The following is a 20,183-nucleotide window of genomic DNA, read 5'->3' as shown; positions in this document are numbered from 1 at the left end:
CGTGTGATTTTTTTGTATATGATATACATATTCGGTTAACATAACGTCTCATTATCGGTAGCAAGTTTTTCATAGAATCCTTGTTTTTACTAAATCTTTTGTCTCTATGTCTATCTATCACTTATACAAGATTTTATACATCATTGATATAGCGGAGATTCTAGGGATCTTCGCTATTCTTTTTTGCATGAAATCTTGTATAAAAAAGTAGTTATACTAGTGTGTTTTACTCCGATTCATTTCAAAATATAATTGAAAATCCACCTTTAAATTAAAAAAGAAGGTGTTACCTTTATATATAAATAACTTCGAAATATTGTATAACAGATAATTTTTATCCCGCTTTAATGGGCAGTAAGACCCCCACCTCAAAATGCAGCGAAAGCAAAGAAGTTAGGTGGGGGATCAACTGCCCATAAAAGTCCGATTGGTGAGGGCTAATAATCAGTGGGGGATGAAGAAAACCCCCACTGATTAAAGTTTCACTTTATGCATTATTGATTAGCATTGCTTATGGTGCTAACGAATCAGGATAGTGTGGCGACCGACAAACTAAATAGTTGCTTATCCTCAATTATTAGAAGGAAAGCTCTATCATTTCGAGAATTTATTAGACATAGACGAGTGCTATAATTTTCTATATATACATAAAGAGGTGACTACGCATGAATCAAAGACCGTCAGAAGAAGAGTACGCCGGGAACTCTGGCGAATATATCCGTTTGGTACCGGACGGTAACATCATCGATATTCTGCTCGCCCAGGAAAAGCAAATGACCGAGCTCCTGGCATCGTTGACCGAAAGCCAGGCCGCATATCGGTATGCGGAAGGAAAATGGACGCTGAAAGAAGTCGTGGGCCACATTGCAGACGCGGAACGCGTCATGACCTACCGCCTGCTCCGGTTCGCAAGAGGGGACCAGACGCCTCTGACCGGTTTCGATCAGGAATTGTTCATACCTCCTTTCGGAAGCTGGACAACCGAGCAATTGGCCGAAGACTACCGGGCCGTACGGCAATCAACGATCACATTGCTGCGCGGGCTACCGGCGGAGGAGTGGACCCGCAAGGGCACAGCCAACAACCTAAGCATTACGGTGCGCGCCCTCGCGTACGGCATCGCAGGACACGAACTTCATCACATGGGGGTCATCCGAAATCGGTACTTGAGTTAATCATCGGCTGAGGTCTTTGGAATGGAACTAACACCTCTCATACAACCTTAGATACCGTTCTTATTGGGGGCCCGCCCCACAACCATCAACTTAAGGATTTAGACTATTTTTGAAATTAAAAGCACATTACTATTCTCTTATGTTAATGAGAATAGTAATGTGCTTTTTATGAATATGCAACAAAAACAAGAGTTATCTTTATTTGCCGAAGCGTTATATCGATTTTTTTCATTTGGGGGTATTTGTTTTTCTTAGCTTGATAGTGATGAAGCACTACTCTATAATGGTCAAATTAAAATTTAAAACGGTTATAGAGACTCCATTCCTCGGAAATATTGTAACTATTAAGTTGTAAAAAGAACCGTAGTTTTTTATTTTTGAAAAGGCTATGGTCCTTTTTAGTTGTAGCAAAGATATGACGTGAGGAAGTTTTTGTAAATCGAAAAAATTTGATTAATTAGTTGCATAATAAATTAATCAGCATATATACTATAAACATCAAAAAAAATTGATGAAGGGAGAGTGAACTACAGTGGCGCAAGATTTTCAGCTCTATGAGAAAAAGTTTAAAGCGTTGGCGGATCAAAAGCGTTTAGAGATTATGTATGAGCTTTGTCAGCGAGGCCAGACGTGTGTATGTGATTTAACGGAGGTTTTTGAAATGACGCAATCTAAGTTGTCCTATCATTTAAAGATTTTATTAGATGCAGGTTTAATTATAAAAGAAACAAAAGGTACGTGGAGTTATTATGATTTAAATGATGTGGAAGTAAATAATTTATTATCAGAAGAATTGTGCTGTATCTTTAGAAAAACAGGCAAAGGTAGTTGCTGTTAAAATTTTGCGTTATTAATCAAAAAAAATTGATTAATAATATATAAGAGGAGGAATAAACTATGAGATATGTTCACGTCGGTATAAATGTTACGGATTTAGAGAAGTCTATCGAATTCTACGAAAAGGTATTTGGTGTGTCACCAGTTAAGGTGAAAGTGGATTATGCAAAATTTTTATTAGAGACGCCAGGACTTAATTTTACACTGAACGTAAGAGATGAAGTGAAGGGAAATCAAGTAAATCATTTCGGTTTCCAAGTGGATACAGCTGAAGAAATTACATTGCATAAAGAAAGATTAGAAAAAGAAGGTTTCTTTGCGCGTGATGAGATGGATACGACTTGTTGCTATGCGGTTCAAGATAAGTTTTGGGTAACAGATCCTGATGGGAACGAGTGGGAATTCTTTTATACGAAAGCACAGAGTGATGTTCATACAATAGAAGAGGCATCTTGTTGCACGACTTCAAATGAGGTAGCTAAAAATTCTTGTTGTTAATAGGAGATGGAAAATAAAATGAAACGTTTATCTTTTCTAGATCGATATTTAACACTATGGATTTTTCTAGCTATGGCTGTTGGGATTGGTTTAGGGTTTGTGTTTCCTAGTGTAGTAGACGGACTGAATACATTACAAGTTGGAACAACGTCTATCCCGCTTGCTGTTGGTTTAATTGTCATGATGTATCCACCACTAGCGAAAGTTCGTTACGAGGAAATGGGCCGAGTGTTTAAAGACGTAAAAGTATTGGTTTTATCTTTAGTACAAAACTGGATTATTGGACCTGTACTTATGTTTGTTTTAGCAATTATTTTTCTTCCTGATAAGCCAGAGTATATGGTCGGGCTCATTATGATTGGTTTAGCACGTTGTATTGCAATGGTGATTGTTTGGAACGATCTTGCAGATGGGGATAAAGAGTATGCGGCAGGTTTAGTGGCTTTTAATTCAGTATTCCAAATGTTATTCTTCTCCGTTTATGCATACGTGTTTGTAACAGTCATTCCAGAATGGTTAGGGATTGAAGGAGCTATTGTCGATATTACAATGATAGAAGTAGCGAAATCAGTATTTATCTACTTAGGAATTCCTTTTATAGCAGGCATGTTGACACGCTTTGTACTCGTTAAGTTAAAAGGAAGACAGTGGTATGAAAAGGTGTTAATACCTAAAATTAGTCCACTTACATTGATTGCATTGCTATTTACGATTATCATTATGTTCTCTTTAAAAGGGGAAATGATTGTTAGCGTACCATTAGATGTGGTAAGAATAGCAATTCCGTTATTAATCTATTTTATTGTGATGTTTTTTGTTTCTTTCTTTATGGGAAGAAAAATTGGTGCAAACTATCCGGTAACGACAACGTTAGCATTTACAGCAGGTAGTAATAACTTTGAGTTAGCGATTGCTGTAGCAGTTGGTGTGTTTGGTATTCATTCAGGCGCAGCATTTGCAGCTGTTATCGGGCCGTTAGTGGAAGTACCTGTAATGATTGCACTTGTAAACGTCGCTTTTTGGTTTAAGCGAAAATATTTTAGTGATCAGCCAGTATAATTTAAAAACAAAGGCGGAAAACAACATGGAAAACAAAAAGACAATTTATTTCTTATGCACAGGAAATTCATGCCGAAGCCAAATGGCAGAAGCATGGGGCAAACAATATGTAGGTGATAAGTGGAATGTATATTCTGCAGGTATTGAAGCACACGGAGTAAATCCAAATGCTATTAAAGCGATGAAAGAAGTAAATATCGACATAACAAATCAAACTTCGGATATAATTGATGTAAATATTTTAAATAACGCTGATTTAGTCGTTACCCTTTGTAGTCATGCAGATTCTGTTTGTCCTTCGACACCTCCGCACGTAAATCGTGTTCACTGGGGATTCGATGATCCAGCAGGAAAAGAGTGGTCTGAATTTCAACGTGTTCGCGATGAAATTGGAGAACGTATAAAGCGATTTTCTGATACAGGGGAGTAAATAAAGGAAAGAGCCAATCTTCTATTTTATAGGGATTGGCTCTTTTTTATTGATTTAAACAACTGTTAAAATGAATAGAGAATATTCTGTCATGGTGGTAAAGTTAGAATAGAGCGGTTTCAGGAAGGTGGTTTAACATATGATTTCTGAATTAAACATGAATGATTTTTATAAATGTAACGGTTTAGTAAATGAAAAAGGTCAATTAGAAGTAAAGGCTGTAATTGCAGGGGTGAACCCTGGTCGTATATTTGTAGATAACATCTATTCTCCTAATTCAGGACTTATCTGGTTAGGGAATAATGATGGCTTCTTTTTATAGGAAGTGCAGAAAATGAAAAGTTTAATAATGAAATGAATAGTTTTATTGATAATGTGATAGAACCTGAGGCGAGAAAGGCTGGACTAGATTGCTTTGAAGCAATTGGTAATCATTCAAAGTGGAATAAAACAATCGAAAAAATATTTCAATATCGTAAATTAAAGAGTTGGAATCAAAGGGTGTATACGCTAAAGGAAGAGGATTATGAGGGTAATTATGAACCTAAAATTGAACAAGGGTATACAGTGATAAAAATGAGTAAAGCTCTCTATGAAAATCAGGGGAATGTATTGAAGAATATTGAATTTTTACAATCAAAAATTTTAGAGTTTTGGTCCTCGCTTGATGAATTTTTTAATGAGGGAATAGGCTATTATATAGTTTTTGACAACCTGATTGTAAGTGTATGTTTTTCAGGGTTCGTTTTTGAAAATATACATTGCATAGATATTGAAACGATAGAAGGTCACCAAGGTAGAAAATTAGCGCAAACGATAGTTCATAGTTTCGTAAAAGAGTGTTTGGAGAATAAGATCATTCCATATTGGGACTGCATGGAATTAAATAAGCCTTCTGTGGCCGTTGTAGAAAATGTAGGTTTTACAAATGTGTTTAATTATGTAGGATATTATTTTCCTTTTGAGTAAATTAAGTGTATGTTACAAACCTATCATCAAAAGTTTTTACATGTAAGGAGAATAGGATGAAACATATAATAAAAGACGTAGTAATAAATTATTTTAAAGAAATTCATGCATTAGTAGTAGAAGAAGAACTACATAAGAACAGTTGGCATACAGATCTACACTATAAAATCATGGTGAATGGGAATCGGTATTCCGCACGGTTTATAAATAGCGATCGAATAATCAATTCGGCCTTTGGGGCGTTATCAAATGAACAATTGAAAGAGCAAGTACGGTTTACGTATTATTTACGAGAGCATGGAATTCCGTTTATGCAGATTAAGGAGAATATGGCGGGGGATTGCTTTACATTACTCACTTGGAATGAGGAACAGTACCGGTTTGTATTGTCTACTTGGATGGAAGGGGAGCATGTTACTTATTGTACAGAAACGATGGCAGAAGTCTTTGGAAAGGAAGCAAGAAAGATACATGATATTTCTAGTATGTTTCAAAGCTCGACTTTTCAAAAGAAATCACATTTAGATGGATATGGTGAGTTTATAAAGCTATTAGAAAATAAGGGTGGTACATGTAAGAAATTAAGAGGGTATATAGATCTCGCTAAGTACCATATAGAATGCGCACATACTAGCGATTTAGAGTTTATAGTACAAACAGATTTAAATCCTTTAAATGTCATATGGGATGCAAATCAATGTGTAAAAGGAATTATAGATTTTGAATCGATTGGATATGTTGATCGTATGGAAGGACTAGCCTTTTTAATAAAGTGGTATTCCCGGACAGAAGGAATAGGGTCACATGTAGTATGTTCGGAAGTTACTAGAGCATTTTTAAAAGGGTATGGAGATAATAACATTTTAACTATAAATGATTATAAAAGACTTTCTTCACTACTATGGTTATCCGGCAGTCTAAATTGGAACTTTGTTAAAAAGACAATGAGTCTATTAGGTGATGAGAGTGAATTAGAGAAACATTTGAGAGTTTATAAAATAAGAGGAGAAAATCTATCTGTATTAGTAAGTAGAGAAAGAGCCAATTCATATAAGTAGGTTTTTTTGTTATATACCAATTATTTTTTCGGGAATGTCTTTTGCACAAATGCATTCGTAATAACAGACTATTTTCGTAAAGGTTATAATTTATAGTATTATAGAGATAGGTTAATATAAAAAAGGGAGGATAACAATGACGAAATTATCTTATAGTGGCTTGAAATATGGAAATAGTGATATGGAAGTAAAATTATTGGTGGATATACAAAATGATAGTTTTGAAATAACACATACTAACGAAGTCTCTCTAGTAATGAATAAATCAAAAGGTGAATATATCGTAGTAAATCGAAACACATTGAAATTTGAGGTTGTTGCATAATACGAATTGAATATGAAACAAATAAACTTTATGTACCTGACTAGAGAAGTCTCTTTATCGTTTGGGAAAATAACAACAATCAATTACTAAAAAACAGCCATATTGATGGCTGTTTTTTAGTAATAAATAATTTTATTATGTTAAGCACTTGGCATCGGCGTTGGAGTAGCTTTTACACCGTCTTTTTTATATTGTTTATCGATGTTTTTTCGAATTTTTAAAGGAGACGCTCCGTTTTGTTTCATTAAAACAGCTTGGAAAGCGATATCTACACACTCTGCGTGATTCATAGCGTGTGAATTCCATGTAACTTGACCATTTTCTTTCATCTCCCGGATAAAACAATCTTTATTACTTGTATGTCCTGAGTTTTCAGCACACCCACAATAACAAGGAATCCATTGTAAGAGTTCGATATCTTTTCCTACCATTCCATAAATTTGTGAGACTTGTCCGTTTTTAGTTGATGATAAGAAAGAAGGAAGAGCTTCTACAGTAGCTGTCGTTTCTAGCGTATCACCTTTAAAATGTGTATCATTATTTTTTGTTTCTTGTAATTGATTTTGTGTGTTGTTGTTCTTAGTAGGTGATGAATCATTAATGGAAATACAGCCAATTAATAGACTTACTAATAAAAATATCGGTACGATCTTTGACATCATACGGTCTCCTCTCTGTAGAGCTACCTTTACATAATGTTTTTATTAATTCGATCTCGTTAACAACATAAACAAAGTAATGAAAGAAAAAGCAATTAACGCTAAGAAGGGGATCGTTATAAAACCTAACCAATTAATATAATCGACATTACAAGGGACACCTTGCACGCACGGGTTAATCTCTGAAATGCCAGGGATTTTTTGTATTGCATAGTGATAAAGTGAAATACTCCCGCCGATAATAGAAATTGGTAATACATATTTTTTCATATTCTTTTCATTATAGAACGTTGCAATGCCTAAAATAATACAGAGCGGATACATCATAATTCGTTGGTACCAGCACAATTCACACGGTATGAACCCAAGAATCTCACTGGAAAATAGACTACCTAGTGTCGCTATCATTGATACAATCCATGCAAAATATAAAGTGTAATTACGCCATTCAAAATGCTTATTTGTTGTATTCATCATTTCTTGTCCTTTAATGCTTTTTCAATTAAATTTTTGATTTGTTCATAATCATAAGGATCAGACAACATCGTTCCATTAATGACAATGCTGGGTGTTTGTTCTACACCGTAATCTTGCGTTAGCTTTTCATCTTTATTTACTTCTTCTTGCGCTGTTTGTTTTTTCAAATCTTCTTCAAGTTGAACGGTATTAATACTTGGTGTATATGTTTTCGCAATTTCTAATAGTTTTTCAGGAGTAATCCATGGATCATCGTGATTTGCTGGCTGTGCGTTAAATAATTCTTTATGGAAGCTCCAATAGGCTTGTGGGTCTTGTTTATAAACAGATTCAGCAGCTAAAGCAGACAATTTAGATTCCGTTCCGTGGAATAAAACATTTACATATGAAAATTTAACTTTCCCTGTATCGATATAGTCTTTTTGAAGCTGAGGGAAGATGCGCTCACCCCATGCTTTACAAGCAGGACACTTAAAGTCGCCAAACTCGATAATAGAGACTGGTGCATCTTCTTTTCCTAAAGTAGGTTGCTTGCCAATAGGGGGTAAATCTTTTATTACTTTATTTGTCGCAACTTTATCTTCTTTATTTAACACGACGAAAGCTGTAACAGCAGCGAAAATGATCAATGTGGCAACGAACAATAATTTGATGTGAGAACTTTGCTTTTTTTCATATAAACACCTCGGATTTTTTAAGTTTAATAGAAACATAATAAGTAGTTTTTAATTAGCGAATTCTTTTAATATCACGGATCATATCTTCATACGGTGTGTTTTGAAGACCTGAATACTTCTTTACAACTTTCCCATCTTTATCTACAAGATAAAAGCTTGTACCATGTATAACTTGTGTATTGTTTTCTGGTTTCGTTACAAGTGTTTGGAAGTTATCTTTTGCAAACTTTTCAATTTCTGGTCGTGTATACCCTATTAAAAAATGAGTTCGCTTCGCATCCATTTCATATACTTTCATAAACTCTGTTATTTTTTCAGGTGTGTCCACTTCAGGATCTACACTAAACGATACAAACTCTACATCTTTAATACCTTCTTTTTGCAACATGTTTTGAAGTTTTGCCATATTAGCTGTCATAGGAGGGCAAACGGTTTCACAACTTGTAAAAATAAAATCGGCTACCCAAACTTTATCCTTCAATTCAGATGAACCAAACTTTTTGCCATTTTGATCTGTAAATGTAAACTTTTCTACATCCCAATCGAGTGAATCTCTTAATTTACTATCACTACATGCTCCTAAAATCGTAATGATAGAAATAAGCATGAGTAATGTAATGACACGCATTTTTTTCATATGTACATCCTTTCAAAATTTATTTAAGGTACGGAGCTACTAGGTAGCCCCGCATCTTATTATTTGTTTCGTAATAAACGCATACTGTTTAGGATTACAATAAGCGCAGCGCCTGTATCACTTAGTACAGCCATCCAAAGAGTAAGCCAGCCTGGGAAGATAAAGGAAAGGGCAATAAATTTAATAATCAATGAGAACCATATATTTTGTTTAATAATGTACAATGCTTTCCGGCTAAGTTTCATCGTATACGGAAGTTTTTCAAGATTATCTGCCATTAATACAATATCTGCCGTTTCCATTGCTGTATCAGTTCCAGCACCGCCCATAGCAATTCCTAGATTTGCAGTAGCGAGGGCAGGGGCATCATTAATACCGTCCCCAATCATAGCTACTGTTTTTCCTTCAGATTGAAGTTGTTTTACAGCATGCACTTTGTCTTCTGGAAGTAAGTTAGCAAAATAACGATCTATTTTTGCTTTCTGTGCAATATGTTCAGCTGTTCCTTCGTTGTCTCCTGTTAACATAACAGTTTCCTGAATACCTGCTCGTTTTAATTCTTGAATCGTTTCATAAGTAGTAGAGCGAATGGAATCTGCTACTGAAATCATTCCTAAAATAACTTTGTTCGTTCCAACAAGTATCACGGTTTGACCAATTCTTTGCATCTCTCGAACTGGTTCATTCCACATTTGAAGCGAAATTCCAAACTCTTCATATAATGCTTTATTTCCAGCGTAGTATGTTTCGCCATCTATTGTGACTTGCGCACCTTTCCCTACAATAGCGCGGAAGTCCGTTCCACTTTGGATAGAAGTTTGATGCTCCTTAGCATATGCTGTAATGGCTTTTGCAATGGGATGATTAGAATATTCTTCAATTGTTGCGGCAATTGATAATAATTCATCTTCCGTACAATGTAAGCTTCGCACATGCATTACTTTTGGTTTTCCTTCAGTCAATGTACCTGTTTTATCAAACGCAATAGCATTTAATGCACCTGCAATTTCTAGTGCAGTACCACCTTTAATGAGTACACCGTTTCTTGCGGCATTTCCTATTGCAGATACGATTGCAACAGGAGTTGAGATAACTAAAGCACAAGGACACGCAACAACAAGAAGTTCTAACCCTTTATAAATCCATTCCATCCATTCGCCCATACCAAGAAGGGGAGGGATGATCATGACACCGATTGCTAATACAAAAACGATAGGTGTATAGATTTTTGCGAAACGATCCAAAAATGCTTCTGTCGGTGCTTTCTTTTCCTGTGCTTCCTCTACAAGGTGGATAATTCGAGATAACGTAGTATCCTCAACGAGTTTAGTTACTGTAATCTCAAGTGAACCTTCCTCATTAATCGTCCCCGCATATACGGAATCACCAATTTGTTTATCAATTGGGATAGATTCACCAGTTATCGGAGCTTGGTTTACAGTAGAAGTACCGCCTGTAACTGTGCCGTCTAATGGGATCTTTTCACCAGGTTTTACAACAATTGTTGTACGCACTGCAATATCATCTACAGATTTTTTTATAAGTTCAGTTCCAACTTGTACCCAAGCTTCTGACGGTGTTAAATCAATTAATCCGCGAATAGATTCTCGTGTACGTTCAATTGATTTATTTTGCAAAGTTGCACCTAATGCAAATAACCAAACAACGGTTGCACCTTCTAGCCATTGACCAATTAATGCAGCACCAATTGTAGCTGAGATCATAAGAACATTCATATCAAGTGATTTACTTCTAATTGCATAAAAGGCGCTTTTAGCAGGTTTATAACCACCGATACCGATACTCGCCGCATAGAGAAGTGTAATAAGAAGAGGTGATATGTTTGTAAAACTTCCTCCAAACCCTAAAGCTAAAAATAATCCTGAAAGAATTAAAGTTGTATTTTTAGCTTTTTGAACAGGAGCGGACCCTCTGCGGGCTCCTGCTAAGGAAGCCCCAAACCCTGCATTAGACACTTCTTTTATAATGTCATCCACATCGCGGTCATGACGAATATGCATTTTTCCAGTAGCAAAGTTTACTCGAACTTCTTCTACGCCTGAAACATTTTGTAGATGCTTTTCGATTGTTAAGGCACACGCACCGCAATCCATTCCGTCCACTACGTATGTTTGTACACCGTCTCCTACTATTTTCTGAGTAGCACGAGGAGGAGATGGATCTTCGCATGAGTTGTCACTACAGCAAGAAGACTTTGATGTCGTTTGTTCTTTTTCTAGAGCTAATTCAGATGAACAGCAGGAAGAGCTATTTTCTGTTTTTATAGAATCATTGTTACTACTACAACAAGAGGTTTCCTTCGTGATAGGGATAATTGGAATCTCTTTTTTAGAGGAGCAACATGACGAATCTTCTATTTCTTTTTCAGTACTACAACAAGAGGTTTCCTTAGCAATAGGAACAATCAGAATCTCTTTTTTTGAAGAACAACATGATGAAGTTTGTTTTTCCTTCCCGTTCTTATTTGTCATGACAGTTTTCTCCTTTTTGAGATAAACAAGCATCGTTTTTATCACATGACGCTACTTCATTTTGTACTTCATGAAAAACGACATCAAACATAGTGAGTAACTGTTCAATTTGCTTATTGCGTAAGGAATAGTGGACGTATTTTCCTTCCTGTCTACCTAGAATGATTCCGCATCCTTTTAAACAGTTTAAGTGCTGAGATATATTTGACTGATTTCCTTGCGTGATTTCCACAATTTCAGATACTGTTTTTTCACCATCCATCATACATTGAAGAATTTGTAATCTTGTTTTATCAGCAAAGCCACGGATGAACTTGGCTTTTACATCTGAATCATTTGAGTTGCACAATTGTATCCTCTCCATTCGTATTAGTAATTACTAATATGTTATTCTTTAATCATATTAGCATTGGCTAATATGTGTGTCAAAATGAATTGAGAAAAGTTTGATATTTTTGTTTTTTAGAGGCAAGTTTTCACGATATATTCATAAAGTAATAAAAAGCGGTTTACAAATTTGCGTACAGCTTATATAATTTGACTCATATAAAAAAGTTTCCTTAAGGAAACTTAAGTGCGGATTTCCATTCGCATTATATTTTTTTGTTTAAAAGTTGCCTTAGTGCAAAATAATTATATAGATGAAAAAAAGAAAGGGGAATGCATAAAAAATGGATGAGGCTATAATTGTCAAAGATTTGTTTGTATCTTATCAAGGGAATCAAGTAGTTCAAAATGTTTCCTTCGATATTGAAAAAGGGAAACTCGTTGGAATTATTGGTCCAAACGGAGCGGGAAAATCTACTTTAATGAAAGCTGTTCTAGATTTAATCCCAAATGATAAGGGATACGTTCAAGTTCTTGGAGAGGATATTCGGAGCGCTAGAAAACATGTTGCTTATGTACCACAAAGAAGTGATATAGATTGGGATTTCCCGATTACAGTTTTAGATGTGGTGCTAATCGGAACGTATCCATCTTTAGGGATGATGAAAAGACCGAAGAAAGAGCATCGAGATTGGGCTTTTGAATGTCTAAAAAAAGTCGGTATGGAGGAATTTAAGAATCGTCAAATTGGTGAGCTTTCAGGAGGGCAACAACAACGTGTCTTTTTAGCGAGAGCTTTAGCGCAAAAGGCGGAAATCTTCTTCTTAGATGAACCGTTTGTTGGAATTGATGTGACAAGTGAAGAGACAATTATTAAAATTCTTAGAGAATTACGCAAAGAAGGAAAAACGATTGTTGTTGTACATCACGACCTAAGTAAAGCAGAGTCCTATTTTGATAAATTACTATTATTGAATAAGAGCTTAATTCATTACGGAGAAGTAAGGCAAGTATTAGAACCAACTGTTATGTCAAAAGCATATGTGAATCACGGCATATTGTTTAATAATGCAGCGGAGGTACATTCATCATGAAGATTGTAGAATTTATAGATGCATTAATGCAGTACAGTTTTCTGCAGAAAGCGTTATTAACTTCCGTTATGGTAGGCGTTATTTGTGGCGTAATTGGCTGTTTTATTATTTTACGAGGTATGGCTTTAATGGGAGATGCTATTTCACATGCTGTTCTTCCCGGAGTAGCGCTTTCTTATATGATTGGGATGAACTATTTCATAGGGGCTGTTTTAACTGGTGTTATTACTGCAGTTGGAATTGGGTTTGTAAGTCAAAACAGTCGAATTAAACATGATATGGCAATAGGGATTATGTTTACATCTGTTTTTGCCGTAGGGATTATTTTAATTACTTTTATGAAGAGTAGTTCGGATTTGTATCATATTTTATTCGGCAATGTTCTATCAGTTCGCTCTTCCGATATGTGGATGACACTTATTATCGGAGTTGTCATTATTGGTCTTGTGATTTTGTTTTATAAAGAACTACTCGTATCCACTTTTGATCCAACGATGGCGCAAAGTTATGGGTTGCCAAATAAGTGGATTCATTACGGCTTAATGATTCTTCTTACAATGGTTACAGTTGCTTCACTTCAAACTGTAGGAATTATTCTAGTTGTCGCTATGCTTATTACACCGGCGGCTACAGCGTATTTATTAACAAACCGTTTATGGGTCATGATTTATTTAGCAGCAGGTATTGGTGCACTTTCATCTGTAGTAGGGCTATATTTTAGTTTCTCTTATAATCTTGCTTCAGGTGCAACAATTGTTCTCGTTGCAACATTCTTGTTCGCATTGGCATTCTTTTTCTCACCGTCACAAGGTTTGTTTTGGAGAGCTATCAAAATTAGAAAAAATAGAGCAAAGTTGTCATAATTGATTGGAGGATAAAAATGAAATTTAAAAATGTTATACTTTCAATACTTTGTATTTTCGTATTTGCATTAACAGCGTGTTCTAGTAACACAAATGGAAAAGAAGAGGGCAGTGAAAAATTAAAAGTTGTAACTACATACTCCATTATATATGATATGGTGAAGCAAATTGGCGGGGATAAAGTTGAGATTCATAGTCTTGTTCCAATTGGGGCTAACCCGCATGAATATGATCCACTACCAAAAGATGTTATGAAAATGACAGATGCAGATATGGTACTTTACAATGGATTAAACCTAGAAGAAGGTGGAGCGTGGTTTAAAAAGCTATTAAAAACGGCAAATAAATCAGAGAAAGATGCACCTGTGTATAAAGTAAGTGAAGGTGTAGAAGCTATTTATTTAGAGACAAAAGGATTAGAAAAAGAGCCAGATCCACATGCATGGATGAATATTAAAAATGGCATTTTATATGCTGAAAATGTGAAAAAGGCATTAATTAAAGAAGACCCTAAAAATAAAGAATTCTATACTAAAAATGCCGACAAGTATGTAGCAGAACTTCAAAAGTTACACGATGAGACAGTGAACAGAATTCATCAAATCCCTGAGGAAAAACGTTTCTTAATCTCTAGTGAAGGTGCTTTTAAATACTTTGGAAAAGCATATGATATTAAGACGGGATACATTTGGGAAATTAACTCAGAAAACCAAGGTACTCCAGATCAAATTAGAGATGTTGTAAGTGTAATTCAAACAAACAAAGTGCCAGCTTTATTTGTGGAAACAAGTGTAGATCGACGTAGCATGGAAACTGTTTCAAAAGAAACAAACGTACCGATTGCCGGTACAATTTTTACAGACTCACTAGGTAAATCAGGTGAGGATGGAGATACTTATTTAAAAATGATGAAATGGAATATAGATACAATTATTAATGGGTTACAAAAGTAAAATTTGTTTTTTTATGTAGCATAACTATTGAAGTTTTATAAAATAAGAAAAGAAAGAGCCAACTCATACGAGTAGGCTCTTTTATTCATCCCGCCCTTTGCTGCTGGATGATAAGAATCTCACCTTAAAATTAGGCGAATGCGAGGGAGTTAAGTGGAAATCGGGATGCACGAAAAAGCATGATTGGTGTGGGCTATTAATCAGTGGGGGATGGACTCCTACTGATTAAAGTTTTATTTCATAATCTTTCACTTTATTAATAGTAGAATTTATTAGAAAGGATAATCATTTGTTTGATATAATTAATGGATGTGAAGTAGGCAATAGATAGAAAGATACTTCTAGCAATTTTATACTTATAATGTAGGGAGATTGAACAGAGTTATGGGGACAGAAAAAGAAATTAGTTCCGCTAAATTAATATGGAAGATGACGCGCCCGCATACATTAACGGCGACGTTTTCTCCTGTAATTTTAGGGACGGTGGCATCACTTTATGTTGCCGAAATTGATTGGCTTTTATTTATTGCGATGATGGTTGCATGTTTAGCATTGCAAATCGCAACGAACTTATTTAATGAGTACTATGATTTCAAACGTGGATTAGATACAGCTGATTCTGTTGGAATTGGTGGCGGGATTGTCCGTCATGGATTGAAGCCGAAAAATGTTTTAACAGTTGCGCTTTTATTGTACGTAGTAGCAGCTTTTATTGGTATTTATATTTGTATGAATAGTAGCTGGTGGTTAGTGGTCATTGGTTTAATTGGGATGGCGGTTGGCTATTTATATACAGGTGGTCCATTACCTATTGCGTACACCCCGTTTGGAGAATTAGTTTCTGGGTTATTAATGGGGACATGTTTTGTACTCATTGCTTTCTTTATTCAAACGAATACTGTAACAGTTGAAAGTATATTGATTTCCATTCCAATTGGAATTTTAGTCGGTGCAATCAACATGTCGAATAACATCCGAGATATCGAAGAAGATATTAAAGGTGGAAGAAAGACATTAGTAATCCTCCTTGGGAGAGAAAAAGCAATAGTAACACTAGCGGTAGCCTTTTTCATTGCTTATTTATGGATCGCTATAATTGTATTGATGGGTTATATAAGCCCTTGGGCATTAGTGATGTTCTTAGGTTTGAGAAAGCCAATCTCTGCAATTCAAAGTTTCCAAAAAGGGGCAAAGGATCCCGGGTATATGCGCATCGCAATGAAATCAACAGCGGTGACAAATACGATTTTCGGCTTCTTATTATCAGCAGGATTATTAATTAGTTACTTGTTCTAAATAACTTAACCCCAATTTCTTAATTTTAATATGGAGAGATTGGGGTTTTATTTTGAGTTTGTTTAACGTTAAGAACATTTTCATTCGAAGTGAAAATACCAATAAATTGCAACTTCATCATTTGTCATATCCAAACCTTTATAAACAAGAAAATCAAACCCACCAATTACAAATCCGCATTTTTCATAAAATTTACATGCTGTAACATTATTATTTTGCGTTTCAAGCATGATCCCGGGCATGTTGCTTTCTTTTGCCCATTGCTTTGCTTGATCAACTAATCTTTTACCAACTCCGAGTGTACGATATTTTTTATCCACCGTTATATCTTCTATGTAAGCATAGTGATTCCAATTTTTTTTCAATACTATGAATCCGATGATTTGGTTATGTAACAGTGCTATGTAAATTACTTGATTAGGCTTATTTATATACTCATTGTACGCCAGTTCTTCATTATCATTTTGTAAATAACTTTTTTCATAACTCGGAACGTCTTCTATTGTATATTCTATGCGTCTATTTACTTTTGAAAGAGAAAGAATTAACCGAGCATTCACTATAAAACTGTCATCAATCTCTGGGAAATTGTCTAAATCATTTGTTTTTAACTCTCTAATTAAAAGGCTCATCGTGATACCTCCAAATAATAGTATTTCTCCTGGTTCTTTATGTAAATCAAATTCATTCCAATTACAAAATTATAATAGCATTTCAATTGTAAGACTATCTCTGCATTTTATCTTTATATCGTCATGCTATTATCTTGATATAACTATGTTGTATGTAGTAGTGACGGAAATAGTGAAAGATTGCTAATTGGTTAATATATAAAATGAACTATTTCTTCCTAACAATAAAATAAATCGGGAGAAGATAAAAGATGCAAAGAACAATTTTAATCGTAGAAGATGAAGATATTTTACGTGAGATTATGAAGGATTACCTATTAAACGAAGGGTATAACATCTTAGAGGCGATTGATGGGAAAGAAGCGTTATCTATATTTGAAGAGTATGAGGTGCATTTAATTATTTTAGATATTATGTTACCGGAATTAGATGGTTGGGCGGTATGTCGGCGAATTCGAAAGAAATCTAATGTACCTATTATTATGTTAACGGCTCGGGTAGATGAGGATGATACTTTACTCGGATTTGAACTAGGAGCAGATGATTATGTTACAAAGCCATATAGTCCTCCTATTTTATTAGCAAGAGCAAAACGATTAATGGAAAGCCGATATTCTTCCGCTGTTAAAGTATTAACTGCAGACACATTAACGAGTAGTGGTATCCATTTACATTTTCCTTCTCGTACAGTAACCATAGATGGGGAAGACATAAGTTTGACGCATACAGAATTTGAAATATTAACGTATTTTATGCAAAATCAAGGAATTGTAATTTCAAGAGAACAACTAATCAATAAAATTTTTGGTTATGAATTTGCCGGGGATGATCGCACTATTAATAGTCATATTCGTAATTTGCGTCATAAATTAGGACAAAAAGCAGCTTGTATTGTAACTGTTGTACGAGCTGGTTATAAATTTGAGGGACAAGTATGAAAAAAGGAATTGTATTAAAGTTATTTATTTTAACAACAGCATTATGCACACTTATTTTAGTAACTATTTTTATCGGACAAACTATATTTTTTAAACAATACTACGCAAATCGAAAAGTGAATGATATTAAAACAAATATTCAATCCTTTGAAAAAGGATATGTAAAAGCTGGAGATGATGCGAAAGCAATTCAAGAATTGGAACAAAATTTCTATCAAGAGAATGCGACATGGATTACAACGTTAGATCGTGTAGGAAATATAAAATATGCAAATGATTTTTCTGTAGAAATTCAATTAGACCCTAACGAAGATAAGAGATTTTCTGAACGTTCCATTCATATACCGTTGTATAGTTTTATCAATTTAGAAGATATACAAAGGATGAAATATAGTTTAGAACAAGGGAGTCATATTATTATCGACGGAGTACAGAAGGGGGATATAGTAATCCCTGCGATGTTAACGATAAAAGAGAAGAATGTTGGGCTGGAGAACAAGCAACTGTCAGAAAGGTTGTATGGGCCAAAAGCCGCATCTTCAAAAGAAAGTTCACAATTATATTTAGCAGGAAGCATTCAGAATGTACAATTACCGGAGGGGACTGTAGGAACGAACTTTATATATGGAAATCGTGTGCTTATAGATAGAATAAAGCAATTTCAGGTGGATTTATTATTGGATCAAAAATTTAATGAGGTTACTTCTACAGAAATATTGGATTACGAAGAAAATGATATTAAATATAAACTTTTAATCAAGCCAACAATAGATGCAGAGGGTAAGACAAACTATATTTTTGCTATGACATCATTGCAACCAGTTGATGAAGCGGTGCAAATGATTAAGGATTATTATGTATATTTAATTATCTTTGTACTGATTTTAATTGTTTTGATATCGTTCTATTACTCAAAAAAAATCGCCAAACCACTATTACAAATAAATGATACTACAAAAAAATTGCGGGTTTAGATTTCTCAGAGACGATACCTATTACGACAAAGGATGAAATAGGTGATTTATCACAAAATATTAATACTCTTTCTAAAGCTTTGCATTCGTATATTCATCAATTACAGCAAGATATAGAGAAAGAAAAGCAATTAGAAAATACACGTAAAGAATTTATCGCGGGTGTTTCACATGAGTTAAAAACACCTTTAAGTATTATGAAGAGCTGTATTTCAATTTTGGAGGATGGCGTTGCTAGTAATAAAAAGGATTATTACTTTAAAGCAATGTCAAAAGAAGTAGATAAAATGGATATGCTCATTATTGATATGCTGGAGTTAGCAAAATTCGAATCTGGTACGTATAAAATGGAGATGGATGTCTTCCATATTGATGAGATGATTGATTATATATGTGAGCAATTAACTTCGGATATAACAGCTAAGCAATTATATGTTCATAAACAATTTTCTAAAATTGAAGTTGTTGCAAACCCAAATCGCATAGAACAAGTTATAACGAACTTTATTACGAATGCGATTCGTTACACACCAGAACAGGAGAATATTATTATTTCTACAATAGAAGAGAATGAACGTGTAAAAGTATGTATAGAAAATAAAGGGGCTCATATCGCGCCAGAACATTTAGAAAAAATATGGGATCGTTTTTATCGAGGAGATACGTCTCGTCAACGTTCAAAAGATGGAACAGGATTGGGCCTTGCTATTTCAAAGAATATATTGGAGCTGCATGATGCGGAGTATGGTGTTTCGAATACAGAAGATGGAGTATTATTTTATTTCTATTTAAATAAAAACGTGTAGAATTTCTGTTCTACACGTTTTTATCATTTTTAAACAAAATCGACATTATCTGCATTTTATCTTTATCAGTATTTATTACTATTTTCATTAGAAACGGAATGAAAAGCTGATAAGGAGATTGTTAAAATGCAAAAAAGAGCGATATTGCTTTTATTTATAATATTAATAATGGGCACAGGAGTTAGTTTCATACATGCTAAGGGGCATAAAAATATATCACAAGAGGATTTACGATTAAAAGGAAAAACTATTGTAATTGATCCGGGGCACGGTGGAGGAGATAGAGGGACGAAAGGAAAGAAATTTGGAACGATTGAAAAAGAACTCAATTTAAAAGTAGCACAAAATATAAAGAAAGAATTAGAAGAAAGAACGGATGCTAAAGTTATATTAACACGTGAAAAAGATACGAGTTTACTTCCAGAAACAAAGCAAAAGGAAGAGTTGCAAGCTCGTGTCAAAGTAGCAAAAGACCATGCGGCGGATCTTTATATTAGCGTTCATCATGATGCTTTTGAGGATACGAATGTAAAGGGAATAACAACTCATTATGGATCTAATAAAAGGAAAGATAAAAAGTTAGCTAAGATCGTACAAGAAGCTATTTTTGATCAAAATATAGACAGCCGAGATCGAGGTGTTCATGGAAGTGATTTTCTTGTCTTACGAGAAAATCCTTCTCCGTCTATTTTAATTGAATTAGGATTTACATCTAATGCGAGTGATGAAAAAAGAATGAATTTAGAAAAATTCCAGGCGAAATCGCAACAAGGTATTGTGGATGGCATTATTAATTATTTTACGATGTAATAAAATAGGCAAATAGAAAAATACTATTCTTTCTAAATCTTAATTAGGAAGAGTAGTATTTTTTATTTTGGGTGTATATCCAGTTTTCAAATTAGAAACAAATGTTTTCTAAAGAGTGGATGCGATACGCTATTCTTTAACTGATTTCGACATTATCTGCATTTTATCTTTATCCATCTCTATTAATCTATTTATTG

20 protein-coding genes and 2 pseudogenes are annotated in these 20,183 nt (G+C 34.5%); 15 read left to right on the top strand and 7 right to left on the bottom strand.

Going from position 1 to position 20,183, the window contains the following annotated elements; all coding sequences use genetic code 11:
• Nucleotides 1-665: 665 nt before the first annotated feature.
• The 8 genes and pseudogenes from ACUN26_RS12470 to ACUN26_RS12435 all read left to right on the top strand — a co-directional run bounded on the left by ACUN26_RS12470 (nt 666) and on the right by ACUN26_RS12435 (nt 6,351).
• On the top strand, nt 666-1,175 hold the full coding sequence (locus ACUN26_RS12470; protein ID WP_001076297.1) for a DinB family protein: 510 nt from the start codon (nt 666-668) through the stop codon (nt 1,173-1,175).
• 532 nt (nt 1,176-1,707) lie between these two features.
• Complete coding sequence (gene arsR, locus ACUN26_RS12465) at nt 1,708-2,013, top strand: arsenical resistance operon transcriptional regulator ArsR (protein ID WP_000046017.1); 306 nt, start codon at nt 1,708-1,710, stop codon at nt 2,011-2,013.
• A 59-nt stretch (nt 2,014-2,072) separates the two neighbouring features.
• Nucleotides 2,073-2,510, top strand: coding sequence for an ArsI/CadI family heavy metal resistance metalloenzyme (locus tag ACUN26_RS12460; RefSeq protein ID WP_001270995.1), 438 nt, complete (start codon nt 2,073-2,075; stop codon nt 2,508-2,510).
• Nucleotides 2,511-2,528: 18 nt separating this feature from the next.
• Nucleotides 2,529-3,569: an ACR3 family arsenite efflux transporter gene (gene arsB, locus ACUN26_RS12455; protein ID WP_000826574.1), complete on the top strand. Its 1,041-nt coding sequence runs from the start codon at nt 2,529-2,531 to the stop codon at nt 3,567-3,569.
• A gap of 25 nt (nt 3,570-3,594) precedes the next feature.
• Nucleotides 3,595-3,999 carry an arsenate reductase (thioredoxin) gene (arsC, locus tag ACUN26_RS12450; protein WP_000428368.1) on the top strand — a complete coding sequence of 135 codons (405 nt, stop codon included), beginning with the start codon at nt 3,595-3,597 and terminating at the stop codon, nt 3,997-3,999.
• A gap of 139 nt (nt 4,000-4,138) precedes the next feature.
• Nucleotides 4,139-4,968: pseudogene (locus tag ACUN26_RS12445) on the top strand (GNAT family N-acetyltransferase).
• A gap of 56 nt (nt 4,969-5,024) precedes the next feature.
• The gene (locus tag ACUN26_RS12440; RefSeq protein ID WP_000680486.1) at nt 5,025-6,026 is read left to right on the top strand and encodes a phosphotransferase; all 1,002 of its coding nucleotides are present in this window, start codon (nt 5,025-5,027) and stop codon (nt 6,024-6,026) included.
• A 136-nt stretch (nt 6,027-6,162) separates the two neighbouring features.
• Complete coding sequence (locus ACUN26_RS12435) at nt 6,163-6,351, top strand: hypothetical protein (RefSeq protein WP_000164171.1); 189 nt, start codon at nt 6,163-6,165, stop codon at nt 6,349-6,351.
• Between the two features lie 140 nt (nt 6,352-6,491).
• Here the strand turns inward: ACUN26_RS12435 and ACUN26_RS12430 are convergent, their stop codons facing one another.
• The 6 genes from ACUN26_RS12430 to ACUN26_RS12405 are packed head-to-tail and all read right to left on the bottom strand — an operon-like array spanning nt 6,492 to nt 11,642.
• Nucleotides 6,492-7,010: a PCYCGC motif-containing (lipo)protein gene (locus tag ACUN26_RS12430; protein ID WP_000036751.1), complete on the bottom strand. Its 519-nt coding sequence runs from the start codon at nt 7,008-7,010 to the stop codon at nt 6,492-6,494.
• Between the two features lie 45 nt (nt 7,011-7,055).
• A complete protein-coding gene (locus ACUN26_RS12425) occupies nt 7,056-7,487 on the bottom strand; it encodes a disulfide oxidoreductase (RefSeq protein ID WP_000982255.1) in 432 nt (143 codons plus the stop codon).
• Nucleotides 7,484-8,200, bottom strand: a complete 717-nt coding sequence (locus ACUN26_RS12420) for a DsbA family protein (RefSeq protein ID WP_000479383.1) — start codon at nt 8,198-8,200, stop codon at nt 7,484-7,486. Before ACUN26_RS12420 ends, ACUN26_RS12425 begins: the two co-directional genes overlap by 4 nt.
• Nucleotides 8,201-8,216: 16 nt before the next feature.
• The gene (locus ACUN26_RS12415; protein ID WP_000738794.1) at nt 8,217-8,801 is read right to left on the bottom strand and encodes an SCO family protein; all 585 of its coding nucleotides are present in this window, start codon (nt 8,799-8,801) and stop codon (nt 8,217-8,219) included.
• A gap of 59 nt (nt 8,802-8,860) precedes the next feature.
• Nucleotides 8,861-11,293 (bottom strand): heavy metal translocating P-type ATPase, encoded by a 2,433-nt coding sequence (locus ACUN26_RS12410; protein ID WP_000182593.1) that lies wholly within the window; start codon nt 11,291-11,293, stop codon nt 8,861-8,863.
• Nucleotides 11,283-11,642 (bottom strand): ArsR/SmtB family transcription factor, encoded by a 360-nt coding sequence (locus ACUN26_RS12405; protein ID WP_000336202.1) that lies wholly within the window; start codon nt 11,640-11,642, stop codon nt 11,283-11,285. Before ACUN26_RS12405 ends, ACUN26_RS12410 begins: the two co-directional genes overlap by 11 nt.
• A 322-nt stretch (nt 11,643-11,964) precedes the next feature.
• On the opposite strand from ACUN26_RS12405, the gene ACUN26_RS12400 reads away from it, so the two are divergent.
• From ACUN26_RS12400 to menA, 4 genes are all read left to right on the top strand, one after another.
• The gene (locus tag ACUN26_RS12400) at nt 11,965-12,714 is read left to right on the top strand and encodes a metal ABC transporter ATP-binding protein (protein WP_000343002.1); all 750 of its coding nucleotides are present in this window, start codon (nt 11,965-11,967) and stop codon (nt 12,712-12,714) included.
• Nucleotides 12,711-13,577, top strand: a complete 867-nt coding sequence (locus ACUN26_RS12395) for a metal ABC transporter permease (RefSeq protein ID WP_000706180.1) — start codon at nt 12,711-12,713, stop codon at nt 13,575-13,577. The genes ACUN26_RS12400 and ACUN26_RS12395 overlap by 4 nt, the downstream gene beginning before the upstream one ends.
• A 17-nt stretch (nt 13,578-13,594) precedes the next feature.
• Nucleotides 13,595-14,530 carry a manganese ABC transporter substrate-binding protein/adhesin MntA gene (mntA, locus tag ACUN26_RS12390; RefSeq protein ID WP_000669589.1) on the top strand — a complete coding sequence of 312 codons (936 nt, stop codon included), beginning with the start codon at nt 13,595-13,597 and terminating at the stop codon, nt 14,528-14,530.
• 384 nt (nt 14,531-14,914) lie between these two features.
• A complete protein-coding gene (gene menA / locus ACUN26_RS12385; protein ID WP_000536356.1) occupies nt 14,915-15,826 on the top strand; it encodes a 1,4-dihydroxy-2-naphthoate polyprenyltransferase in 912 nt (303 codons plus the stop codon).
• An 80-nt stretch (nt 15,827-15,906) separates the two neighbouring features.
• Here menA and satA read toward each other — a convergent pair whose 3' ends face one another.
• Nucleotides 15,907-16,458: a streptothricin N-acetyltransferase SatA gene (satA, locus tag ACUN26_RS12380; RefSeq protein WP_000054747.1), complete on the bottom strand. Its 552-nt coding sequence runs from the start codon at nt 16,456-16,458 to the stop codon at nt 15,907-15,909.
• 251 nt (nt 16,459-16,709) lie between these two features.
• Between satA and ACUN26_RS12375 the strand changes: the two genes are divergently transcribed.
• The 3 genes and pseudogenes from ACUN26_RS12375 (at nt 16,710) to ACUN26_RS12365 (ending at nt 19,986) form a co-directional block, all read left to right on the top strand.
• On the top strand, nt 16,710-17,396 hold the full coding sequence (locus ACUN26_RS12375; protein ID WP_001189867.1) for a response regulator transcription factor: 687 nt from the start codon (nt 16,710-16,712) through the stop codon (nt 17,394-17,396).
• Nucleotides 17,393-19,176, top strand: a pseudogene (locus ACUN26_RS12370) (sensor histidine kinase). Before ACUN26_RS12375 ends, ACUN26_RS12370 begins: the two are co-directional and overlap by 4 nt.
• A gap of 126 nt (nt 19,177-19,302) precedes the next feature.
• A complete protein-coding gene (locus ACUN26_RS12365) occupies nt 19,303-19,986 on the top strand; it encodes an N-acetylmuramoyl-L-alanine amidase family protein (RefSeq protein WP_001171852.1) in 684 nt (227 codons plus the stop codon).
• Nucleotides 19,987-20,183: the final 197 nt, after the last annotated feature.

This window comes from Bacillus sp. WC2503, from assembly GCF_052682895.1.
The sequence above is the reverse complement of the archived record's forward strand: the minus strand, read 5'-3'. Positions and strand labels throughout refer to the sequence as shown.

What these genes read in the sequence shown, in the direction of transcription:
- ACUN26_RS12430 (WP_000036751.1), bottom strand. Translation starts at nt 7,010, where the DNA reads ATGTCAAAGATCGTACCGATATTTTTATTAGTAAGTCTATTAATTGGC.
- ACUN26_RS12460 (WP_001270995.1), top strand. Translation starts at nt 2,073, where the DNA reads ATGAGATATGTTCACGTCGGTATAAATGTTACGGATTTAGAGAAGTCT.
- arsC (WP_000428368.1), top strand. Translation starts at nt 3,595, where the DNA reads ATGGAAAACAAAAAGACAATTTATTTCTTATGCACAGGAAATTCATGC.
- mntA (WP_000669589.1), top strand. Translation starts at nt 13,595, where the DNA reads ATGAAATTTAAAAATGTTATACTTTCAATACTTTGTATTTTCGTATTT.
- ACUN26_RS12410 (WP_000182593.1), bottom strand. Translation starts at nt 11,293, where the DNA reads ATGACAAATAAGAACGGGAAGGAAAAACAAACTTCATCATGTTGTTCT.
- ACUN26_RS12375 (WP_001189867.1), top strand. Translation starts at nt 16,710, where the DNA reads ATGCAAAGAACAATTTTAATCGTAGAAGATGAAGATATTTTACGTGAG.
- ACUN26_RS12440 (WP_000680486.1), top strand. Translation starts at nt 5,025, where the DNA reads ATGAAACATATAATAAAAGACGTAGTAATAAATTATTTTAAAGAAATT.
- ACUN26_RS12415 (WP_000738794.1), bottom strand. Translation starts at nt 8,801, where the DNA reads ATGAAAAAAATGCGTGTCATTACATTACTCATGCTTATTTCTATCATT.
- ACUN26_RS12420 (WP_000479383.1), bottom strand. Translation starts at nt 8,200, where the DNA reads ATGTTTCTATTAAACTTAAAAAATCCGAGGTGTTTATATGAAAAAAAG.
- ACUN26_RS12425 (WP_000982255.1), bottom strand. Translation starts at nt 7,487, where the DNA reads ATGATGAATACAACAAATAAGCATTTTGAATGGCGTAATTACACTTTA.
- ACUN26_RS12470 (WP_001076297.1), top strand. Translation starts at nt 666, where the DNA reads ATGAATCAAAGACCGTCAGAAGAAGAGTACGCCGGGAACTCTGGCGAA.
- arsB (WP_000826574.1), top strand. Translation starts at nt 2,529, where the DNA reads ATGAAACGTTTATCTTTTCTAGATCGATATTTAACACTATGGATTTTT.
- ACUN26_RS12400 (WP_000343002.1), top strand. Translation starts at nt 11,965, where the DNA reads ATGGATGAGGCTATAATTGTCAAAGATTTGTTTGTATCTTATCAAGGG.
- satA (WP_000054747.1), bottom strand. Translation starts at nt 16,458, where the DNA reads ATGAGCCTTTTAATTAGAGAGTTAAAAACAAATGATTTAGACAATTTC.
- ACUN26_RS12365 (WP_001171852.1), top strand. Translation starts at nt 19,303, where the DNA reads ATGCAAAAAAGAGCGATATTGCTTTTATTTATAATATTAATAATGGGC.
- ACUN26_RS12435 (WP_000164171.1), top strand. Translation starts at nt 6,163, where the DNA reads ATGACGAAATTATCTTATAGTGGCTTGAAATATGGAAATAGTGATATG.
- ACUN26_RS12395 (WP_000706180.1), top strand. Translation starts at nt 12,711, where the DNA reads ATGAAGATTGTAGAATTTATAGATGCATTAATGCAGTACAGTTTTCTG.
- menA (WP_000536356.1), top strand. Translation starts at nt 14,915, where the DNA reads ATGGGGACAGAAAAAGAAATTAGTTCCGCTAAATTAATATGGAAGATG.